Raw genomic sequence first — 7,559 nt, forward strand, 5'->3', positions numbered from 1 at the left:
TACCGATCGCCTACTCTGGATAACCGTGCATCCCGATGTGACCGCTGATCTCGAAGCCCTCGACGCCACCCTGACGACCGTCGAGAAGGTGCTCGACCTCGATGAACTGCGTCGTCGTATCGACGAACTGGAGATGCAGGCCTCCGATCCGGACCTGTGGAACGACCAGGACCACGCCCAACAGGTGACCAGCGAGCTGTCGCACGCCCAATCGGAGTTCCGCAAGGTCTCCGAACTGCGCCAGCGCCTCGACGATCTGCCGGTTCTCTACGAACTCGCCGAAGCCGAAGAGGGCGACGATCAGACCGCGGCCCTCGCCGACGCCGATGCCGAGCGCGTGTCGCTGCGCACCGACATCGAGGCGATGGAAGTCAAGACCATGCTCGCCGGCGAGTACGACCAGCGTGACGCGCTGGTCAACATCCGCTCCGGCGCCGGTGGTGTCGACGCCGCCGACTGGGCCCAGATGCTGATGCGGATGTATATCCGATGGGCCGAACAGCACGGCTACAGCGTCGAGGTCTACGACACCTCCTACGCCGAGGAAGCCGGCCTCAAGAGCGCGACCTTCGCGGTCAAGGCGCCGTATATGTACGGCACGCTGTCCGTCGAGCAGGGCACCCACCGGCTGGTGCGGATCAGCCCCTTCGACAATCAGGGTCGTCGCCAGACGTCGTTCGCCGAGGTCGAGGTGCTGCCGGTGGTCGAGACGACCGACCACATCGACATCGACGAGAACGACATCAAGGTCGACGTCTACCGCTCCTCGGGTCCCGGCGGCCAGTCGGTGAACACCACCGACTCCGCGGTGCGCCTGACCCATATGCCTACGGGCATCGTGGTGACCTGCCAGAACGAGAAGAGTCAGCTGCAGAACAAGGCGTCCGCGATGCGCGTGCTGCAGGCCAAGCTGCTCGAGCGCAAGCGGCAGGAGGAGCGGGCCGAACTCGACGCCCTCAAGAGTGACAGCGGTTCGAGCTGGGGTAACCAGATGCGCTCCTACGTCCTGCATCCGTATCAGATGGTCAAGGACCTGCGCACCAACGTGGAGAGCAACAACCCGACCGCAATCCTCGACGGTGATATCGACCAGTTCATCGAAGCGGCTATTCGGTGGCGGATGGCCGATGCCGACAGCTGACGTCATGCCCTGGGCAGCCGATGCACAGGACCCGACTGTCCAATTGCTCGACCGTCTCTATGTGCGCCTGGCGACCGACGGTCTGGAGATCCTGATCTGGATCCTCGGGGCCGTCCTGGTCGTCCGGGCGATCCGCTGGGGTGCGAACAAATACGCCTCGCGCGTCGACGACCAGTTCTCCAACAGCGACCTCATCGTGCAGACAGAGGACGCCAAACATCGGCGTGCGCTGGTCGACGTGGTCGCCTGGACTCTCATCGTGGTGGTCGCGATCGTCGTGACCATCCATTCGCTGTCGGTGCTCGGGTTCAAGATGAGCGCACTGGTCGGCCCGTCCGCCGTGATCGGTGCCGCACTCGGCTTCGGCGCGCAGCGCATCGTGCAGGACATTCTCGCCGGCTTCTTCGTCGTCGCCGAGAAACAGTACGGCTACGGCGATGTGGTCAGCCTGACGGTGACCGGCGGTTCGCTGGCCGACGGAACCGTCGAGGATGTCACCCTCCGCGTCACCAAACTGCGCACCAGCGACGGCGAGGTCATCACGGTCCCGAACGGGCAGATCGTCAAAGCCACCAACCTGTCCAAGGACTGGGCGCGTGCGGTGGTCGACGTGCCGGTGCCCGCCGAAGCCGACATCGGCGTCGTCAACGAGACGCTGGTGCGGGTCGGCAAGGAGTTCTACGAGCTCAAACGCTGGCATGATCTGCTGCTCGACGCGCCGGTGCCGCTCGGTGTCATCGACCTCGAGCTCGATTCGGTGACCATCCGGATGGTCACCAGGACCCTCCCGGGCAAACAGTTCGAGGTCAGCCGTGCCTTGCGCATCAACATCGTGCGTGCACTGGCCCGCGAGGGCATCTCGGTGGCGCCGGGCCGGGTCGTGCAGGCGGCGGCCGGTCCGCCCGCAACGCTGGCCGACCACTCCGGCAAGGCCGGTGAGCAGTCGTGAGCGATACCTCGAAGCAGCCCACGAACGCCGACCCCGACGAACCACCGGCGTCGGGCCGGTTGGCGCGATTGCGGCTGCCCGCCGGTTGGCGCTACGTCCCGAAGACCCGAATGCGGACCAGCACGCTGATCATCGCGCTGGCCTTTGTCGCCTGCTCGATCCTCTACGGCTACACCTCGCAGCGCTATGGGGTCGTCGACGAGCCGGGCGGCAGCCGAGCGCCGGCGCCCCGGACGTCGACCGCGGTACCGCTCTACGAGCCAACCGAATCTTCGCCGGAGTCGTCCGCATCGCGATCGACATCGTCGACACCGTCGACGTCGGCCTCCTCGGAGTCGCCTGCCACGTCGGAGACCGACCAGCCCGGTCAGCCGCAGCCGAGTTCCACCAACCCGACGCTGCCGCTGCCACCGGGATTTCCGAGTGTCGAGATCCCGATCCCGGGCCTTGGTGGCGCACCGCGCACCACCGCTCCCGAAACGGACACCACCCGGTGAAGGAACTCCCCGCACGCGCCTGAGCCGACCTCTCAGGCACCGTGGTTACACTGGCTTCTCGTGATCACGCTGGAGAACGTCACGATGCAGTACAAGGCCTCCAGTCGACCGGCTCTGAAAGATCTGAGTCTTGAGGTCGACAAGGGGGAGTTCGCCTTTCTCATCGGCCCTTCGGGCTCGGGTAAGTCGACGTTCTTTCGTCTGCTGCTGAAGGAAGACAAGCCGACGTCGGGGCAGGTGTACCTCGGCGAGTTCCACGTCAACAAGCTCAAGGGACGCATGGTGCCCAAGCTGCGCCAGTCCATCGGCTGCGTCTTCCAGGACTTCCGCCTGCTGCAGCAGAAGACCGTCGGCGAGAATGTCGCCTTCGCCCTCGAAGTGATCGGGCGTCCGCAGTCGACGATCAAACGCGTGGTGCCCGAAGTCCTCGAGTATGTGGGCTTGGAAGGCAAACACGACCGGATGCCCAACGAGCTGTCCGGCGGTGAGATGCAGCGTGTCGCGATCGCGCGGGCCATCGTCAACCGCCCGCTGGTGCTGCTCGCCGACGAGCCGACGGGAAACCTCGACCCCGAGACCAGCGAGGAGATCGTCGACGTGCTCGACCGCGTCAACCGTCGCGGCACCACCGTCGTGATGGCAACGCATGACCGGCACATCGTCGACGCCATGCGTCGTCGGGTTCTCGAGTTCGACAATGGGCGGCTGGTCCGCAACGACCCGCAGGGCGTGTACGGGATCGGCTGATCGCTCCGCGGTCACCCCCGAACGACGCACCGACGACCCCAAAAGGATTTCCAGGCGAGTATGCGAGCGAACTTCATTATCAGCGAGGTCCTCAACGGCCTACGCCGCAACCTGACCATGACCATCGCGATGATCCTGACCACCGCGATCACCCTCGGCATGTTCGGCGGCGGCCTGCTGGTCATCCAGATGGCGGACAAGAGTCAGAAGATCTTCCTCGACCGCGTCGAGATGGAGTTCTACATTAACGACGCGGTCACCGACAAGGATCCCGCCTGCAAGACCGGCGAATGCGCGCAGTTGCGCGCGAGCCTGGAGAACGAGCCGGGTGTCACGGTCACCTACATCGATCGCCAGGAGGCCTTCGAACGGGCCAAGGAGATCTTCAAGAACAACCCCGATCTCGCCGACAACATCCGCCCGGAGACGGTGCAGGCGTCGGTGCGCGTCCGGGTGTCGGAGGCGAGCAAGTTCAACACGATCGCCGACAAGTATCGTGGCCGAGCCGATCTGGGTGTCGAAGCGTTCCGCGACGACCGAAAGCTCGTGGAACGCATCTTCAATGTGCTCGACGGCGCGCGCAACGCGACCTTCGCGGTGGCGTTGGTGCTGGCCGTCGCCGCGATGTTGCTCATCATCAACATGGTGCAGATCGCCGCGTTCACCAGACGTGACGAGGTGTCGATCATGCGGCTTGTCGGCGCCACCCGGTGGTACACCCAACTGCCGTTCCTGCTCGAGGCGGTGGTCGCGGCCTTCCTCGGCTCACTGCTGGCCATCGGCAGCCTGTTCCTGGCGAAGCGATTTTTCTTCGACAACGCGCTACGCGAGCTGTACGGTGTGAGCTTCTTCGCCCGAATCGAGAACTCCGACGTGCTGTTCGTGTCGCCGTGGCTGGTTCTGGGCGGAATCGCATTGGCGGGTGCCACCGCCTACATCACTCTGCGGGTGTACGTCCGCGAGTGATATGCGTGTGCGCATCCCGTGATCGCGCACAGAACACAGGGACCAGTGGGCATCGAAGATTCGAGGAGGTGAGCCGATGCCGAAGGAAAAGGGCCGCACAGTGATTGCGACCAATCGCAAGGCGCGGCACAACTATGCCATCCTCGATGTCTACGAGGCCGGAATCGCGCTGGTCGGCACCGAGGTGAAGAGCCTGCGAGCCGGGAAGGCGTCGCTGGTCGACGCCTTCGCGACCGTCGACGACGGTGAGGTGTGGTTGCACGCGCTGCACATCCCCGAGTACGGCAACGGTTCATGGACCAACCACACGGTGCGACGGAAGCGCAAACTGCTGCTGCATCGGCGCGAGATCGACAATCTGATCGGCAAGATCCGCGACGGCAATCTGACGCTGGTGCCGTTGTCGATGTATTTCAACGACGGCCGGGTCAAGGTCGAATTGGCGCTCGCCCGCGGTAAGCAGGCGCACGACAAGCGACAGGACATCGCCAAGCGGACCGCGCAACGCGAGGTCGAACGCGAGGTCGGACGGCGCGTCAAGGGAATGTGAACGGCAGCCGGATGTGAACGGCAGCCGGATATGAACGGCAGCCGGATATGAACGACGGGGGATGTATGGCCAGGGGTGGACAGCTGCGGAGTTTTCGGCGCGTGCGCGGAGAGGGCCAGGTACTTCCGGTGCCGCCGCCGGGTCGCAGCGTCGACGTTCGATCGGCGGATGGCACCCGCCTTGCGGTGACCGTCCACGGCGCCGACGACGTCCCGACCATCGTGCTGGTCCACGGCATCCTGTGTGCGACCGACTTCTGGCGTTTTCAGATCGCCGACCTCGCCGGTGACTTCCGAGTGGTCTCCTATGATCACCGCGGCCACGGCCGCAGCGAGGCGCCGCGGGCGGGCAACTATTCGCTCGACCATCTCGCCGACGATCTGAGCGCGGTCCTGGCCGCGACCGTACCCACCGGCGCTCGAGCTGTCATCGCCGGACATTCGATGGGTGGGATCGCGATCCTGGCGTGGGCCCGGCGATACCCCGACGAGGTTGAGCGGTATGCGTCGGCGGCAGCGTTGGTCAACACCACCTCCGGCGACATTCTCGACAACGTCAATTTTCTGCGTGGTCCCACCGCACTGTTGCGTACCCGCAGTCGGCTGGCCCGCGCCGCGCTGCCTGCGGCCCGGCTGCCGATGCCGCGACGGCTGCCGATGCGACGGCTGTTGCTCACCCGGGTGGCGATCGGGGCCGGCGCAGACCCCCGTCTGGCCTACGAACTGGACACGATCATCGCGGGGACGTCGGCGCGGGGGCGCGGCGGCTACGGTGCGTTGCTGGTGCGGATGGATGCGACGATCGACCCGGCGGCGCTGACCGTGCCGACCGCAGTCATCGCGGGCAGCCGCGATCGCATCACCCCGGTGGCGAGTGCGCAGGCGATAGCCGTCGGATTGCCCCAGCTCACAGCCCTGCACGAGTTCGTAACGGGACATTGTGGACCGTGGGAGGAGCCGGCGGCGGTGAGCGGGGTACTGCGTGGGCTGGCGTCGGCGTCGACCGCGGAGATCGCCTGACGAAAACGGGAATGATCTCCACGTCGGGGACTGTTATAGTCAGTGGTCCGTCCGGGACTTCCGGCGGACACCTCGGGGCTGATCGGTTTCGACTACGTGCGTCGAGGTAGGGGAAGCGTGTCGGTGCAGGCTAGAGACCACCGTTAAGCGTCGCAGCAACCAATTAAGCGCCGATTCCAATCAGCGCGACTACGCACTCGCTGCCTGATCAGCGAGGCTAGTCTGTCGGCCCGGATTGAGTTCCCGAATCCGGATGCCGGCATCATCTCAGGGAACTCACCGTCCTCGTCGGTCGCGGGGGAGGACGGGACAGCAAACAGCGACTGGGATCGTCATCTCGGCTTGTTCGCGTGACTGAGAGATCCAAGTAGAGACAGAGCGGACTGCACACGGAGAAGCCCTACTGAAGCGGCGGAGGACCCGGGTTCAATTCCCGGCAGCTCCACTCGGAAAAGTTCCCCTGGCCCGCAGGTCAGGGGCACTTTTCGTTCTCCTGATCCAACTGGCGGGGGTCATCGAACTGGATTTCAACTGGATTCGTGGAGGGGTTCTCCGTCTGTCCAGTGATCGCGGCGTCCATCCGTGAGGCCACCTCGTCCAGGTCGTCGTCATACAGGTGCCCGTAGTTGTCGAGGGTCATGGCGGCGCTCTTGTGCCCGAGCTGGCGCTGCACGGTCTTGATATGAGCCCCGGATCGGATCATCAGGGACGCAGCCGTGTGCCGAAGCTGGTGGGCCGAGATCACCGGGAAGTCCGTCGTGGAGACGAGCTTGTCATCCTCGTCCCGGACGTACTCGCCGTCCTCGCCCTTCTCCGGCTGGGCCAGTCGATAGACAGCCTTGACGAACCAGTTCGTCGTCGTCGGCGGGCGCAGGGGGCTGCCGTCACCGGGGCGGGACCACAGCAGCGCGCTCGGTGACCGCGCAGCCTCGACCACCGGGACCAGGAGCGTCATCACGGACGTGGGGACCGCCACCGACCTTAGCTCCCACGTTTTTGGTGTCACCAGGTCGAAGGTGTTGTTCCGCTTCGACGCGGACCGAGTGATCTGGATACGCCGCCGCTCGATGTCTATGTCACGCGGCCTCAGTGCGGCCAGCTCCCCCCAGCGCAGGCCGTGTACGCGAGCAGCATGACGATCTCGCGGTACTTGCTCACCTCATCGGCGAGCTGGTGCACCTGGGCGTGCGTCAGGTACTCGTGATCGACGGGCTCGCGCCGGGGGAGCGTGCGGCCTCGGGCGGGGTTCTCATGTATCCGTCGCTGGTCCTTCGCCACGTCGAGCACGCCCACCAGCACGCCCACGATGTCCGCGATGGACGACGGTGACTGGACGCCCGTTAGCAGGGCGATCCAGGACTGGACCTCGGTCTCGGTGATGGACGATACGGCGCGATGGCCCCACTCCGGCTCGACGTGGAGCCGCCAGTGCTGGTCCAGTCGCTCGCGCCAGCTCGGCTTGGCACGGAGCTTGGTATCCATCCAGTCGTCGTGAAGCTCGCCGAGCTTCACGCGCCCCGCCGCCGCGCTGACGTGCTTCCCTCGACGCATATCGCCGTGAGTGTCGGAGTACCAGTCCTCCGCAGCCTTTTTGGTGAGGAACCCTGGCTTGGATGTGCCTGTGTGGTCCGGTCGCTGGTACTGCACGCGCCATCGCGTCTGCCCCTTGGCGTTCAGGTACTTGCTATAG

Annotated in this window: 8 protein-coding genes, 1 other RNA gene and 1 pseudogene; 8 read left to right on the plus strand and 2 right to left on the minus strand. The window is 65.2% G+C overall.

The features are described 5' to 3' along the window. Positions 1-25: 25 nt before the first annotated feature. The 8 genes from prfB to ssrA all read left to right on the plus strand — a co-directional run bounded on the left by prfB (position 26) and on the right by ssrA (position 6,317). The gene (gene prfB / locus QSJ18_RS08755) at positions 26-1,141 is read left to right on the plus strand and encodes a peptide chain release factor 2 (protein ID WP_286325986.1); all 1,116 of its coding nucleotides are present in this window, start codon (positions 26-28) and stop codon (positions 1,139-1,141) included. Beyond that, the gene (locus tag QSJ18_RS08760) at positions 1,128-2,090 is read left to right on the plus strand and encodes a mechanosensitive ion channel family protein (protein ID WP_286325987.1); all 963 of its coding nucleotides are present in this window, start codon (positions 1,128-1,130) and stop codon (positions 2,088-2,090) included. Before prfB ends, QSJ18_RS08760 begins: the two co-directional genes overlap by 14 nt. Then, a complete protein-coding gene (locus tag QSJ18_RS08765) occupies positions 2,087-2,587 on the plus strand; it encodes a hypothetical protein (protein WP_286325988.1) in 501 nt (166 codons plus the stop codon). The genes QSJ18_RS08760 and QSJ18_RS08765 overlap by 4 nt, the downstream gene beginning before the upstream one ends. Before the next feature lie 60 nt (positions 2,588-2,647). Next, positions 2,648-3,334 carry a cell division ATP-binding protein FtsE gene (gene ftsE, locus QSJ18_RS08770; RefSeq protein ID WP_286325990.1) on the plus strand — a complete coding sequence of 229 codons (687 nt, stop codon included), beginning with the start codon at positions 2,648-2,650 and terminating at the stop codon, positions 3,332-3,334. 60 nt (positions 3,335-3,394) lie between these two features. After that, positions 3,395-4,300 carry a permease-like cell division protein FtsX gene (gene ftsX / locus QSJ18_RS08775; protein ID WP_286325991.1) on the plus strand — a complete coding sequence of 302 codons (906 nt, stop codon included), beginning with the start codon at positions 3,395-3,397 and terminating at the stop codon, positions 4,298-4,300. A gap of 76 nt (positions 4,301-4,376) precedes the next feature. Continuing rightward, positions 4,377-4,850, plus strand: coding sequence for an SsrA-binding protein SmpB (gene smpB, locus QSJ18_RS08780; protein WP_286325992.1), 474 nt, complete (start codon positions 4,377-4,379; stop codon positions 4,848-4,850). 101 nt (positions 4,851-4,951) lie between these two features. After that, complete coding sequence (locus QSJ18_RS08785; RefSeq protein ID WP_286325993.1) at positions 4,952-5,869, plus strand: alpha/beta fold hydrolase; 918 nt, start codon at positions 4,952-4,954, stop codon at positions 5,867-5,869. A gap of 74 nt (positions 5,870-5,943) precedes the next feature. After that, positions 5,944-6,317, plus strand: a transfer-messenger RNA (tmRNA) gene (ssrA, locus tag QSJ18_RS08790). A 24-nt stretch (positions 6,318-6,341) separates the two neighbouring features. On the opposite strand, the gene QSJ18_RS08795 is transcribed toward ssrA, so the two are convergent. Further along, positions 6,342-6,983 carry a tyrosine-type recombinase/integrase gene (locus QSJ18_RS08795; protein WP_353507210.1) on the minus strand — a complete coding sequence of 214 codons (642 nt, stop codon included), beginning with the start codon at positions 6,981-6,983 and terminating at the stop codon, positions 6,342-6,344. After that, a pseudogene (locus tag QSJ18_RS08800) lies at positions 6,956-7,559 on the minus strand (site-specific integrase); the annotation flags it as partial. The gene QSJ18_RS08795 and the pseudogene QSJ18_RS08800, both read right to left, overlap by 28 nt.

Source organism: Gordonia heveisoli (genome assembly GCF_030315745.1).
GTDB lineage: Bacteria > Actinomycetota > Actinomycetes > Mycobacteriales > Mycobacteriaceae > Gordonia.

Bases quoted from the DNA above. Each gene is read 5' to 3' on its own strand.
- QSJ18_RS08760 (WP_286325987.1), top strand. From the start codon at position 1,128: ATGCCGACAGCTGACGTCATGCCCTGGGCAGCCGATGCACAGGACCCG.
- ftsX (WP_286325991.1), top strand. From the start codon at position 3,395: ATGCGAGCGAACTTCATTATCAGCGAGGTCCTCAACGGCCTACGCCGC.
- smpB (WP_286325992.1), top strand. From the start codon at position 4,377: ATGCCGAAGGAAAAGGGCCGCACAGTGATTGCGACCAATCGCAAGGCG.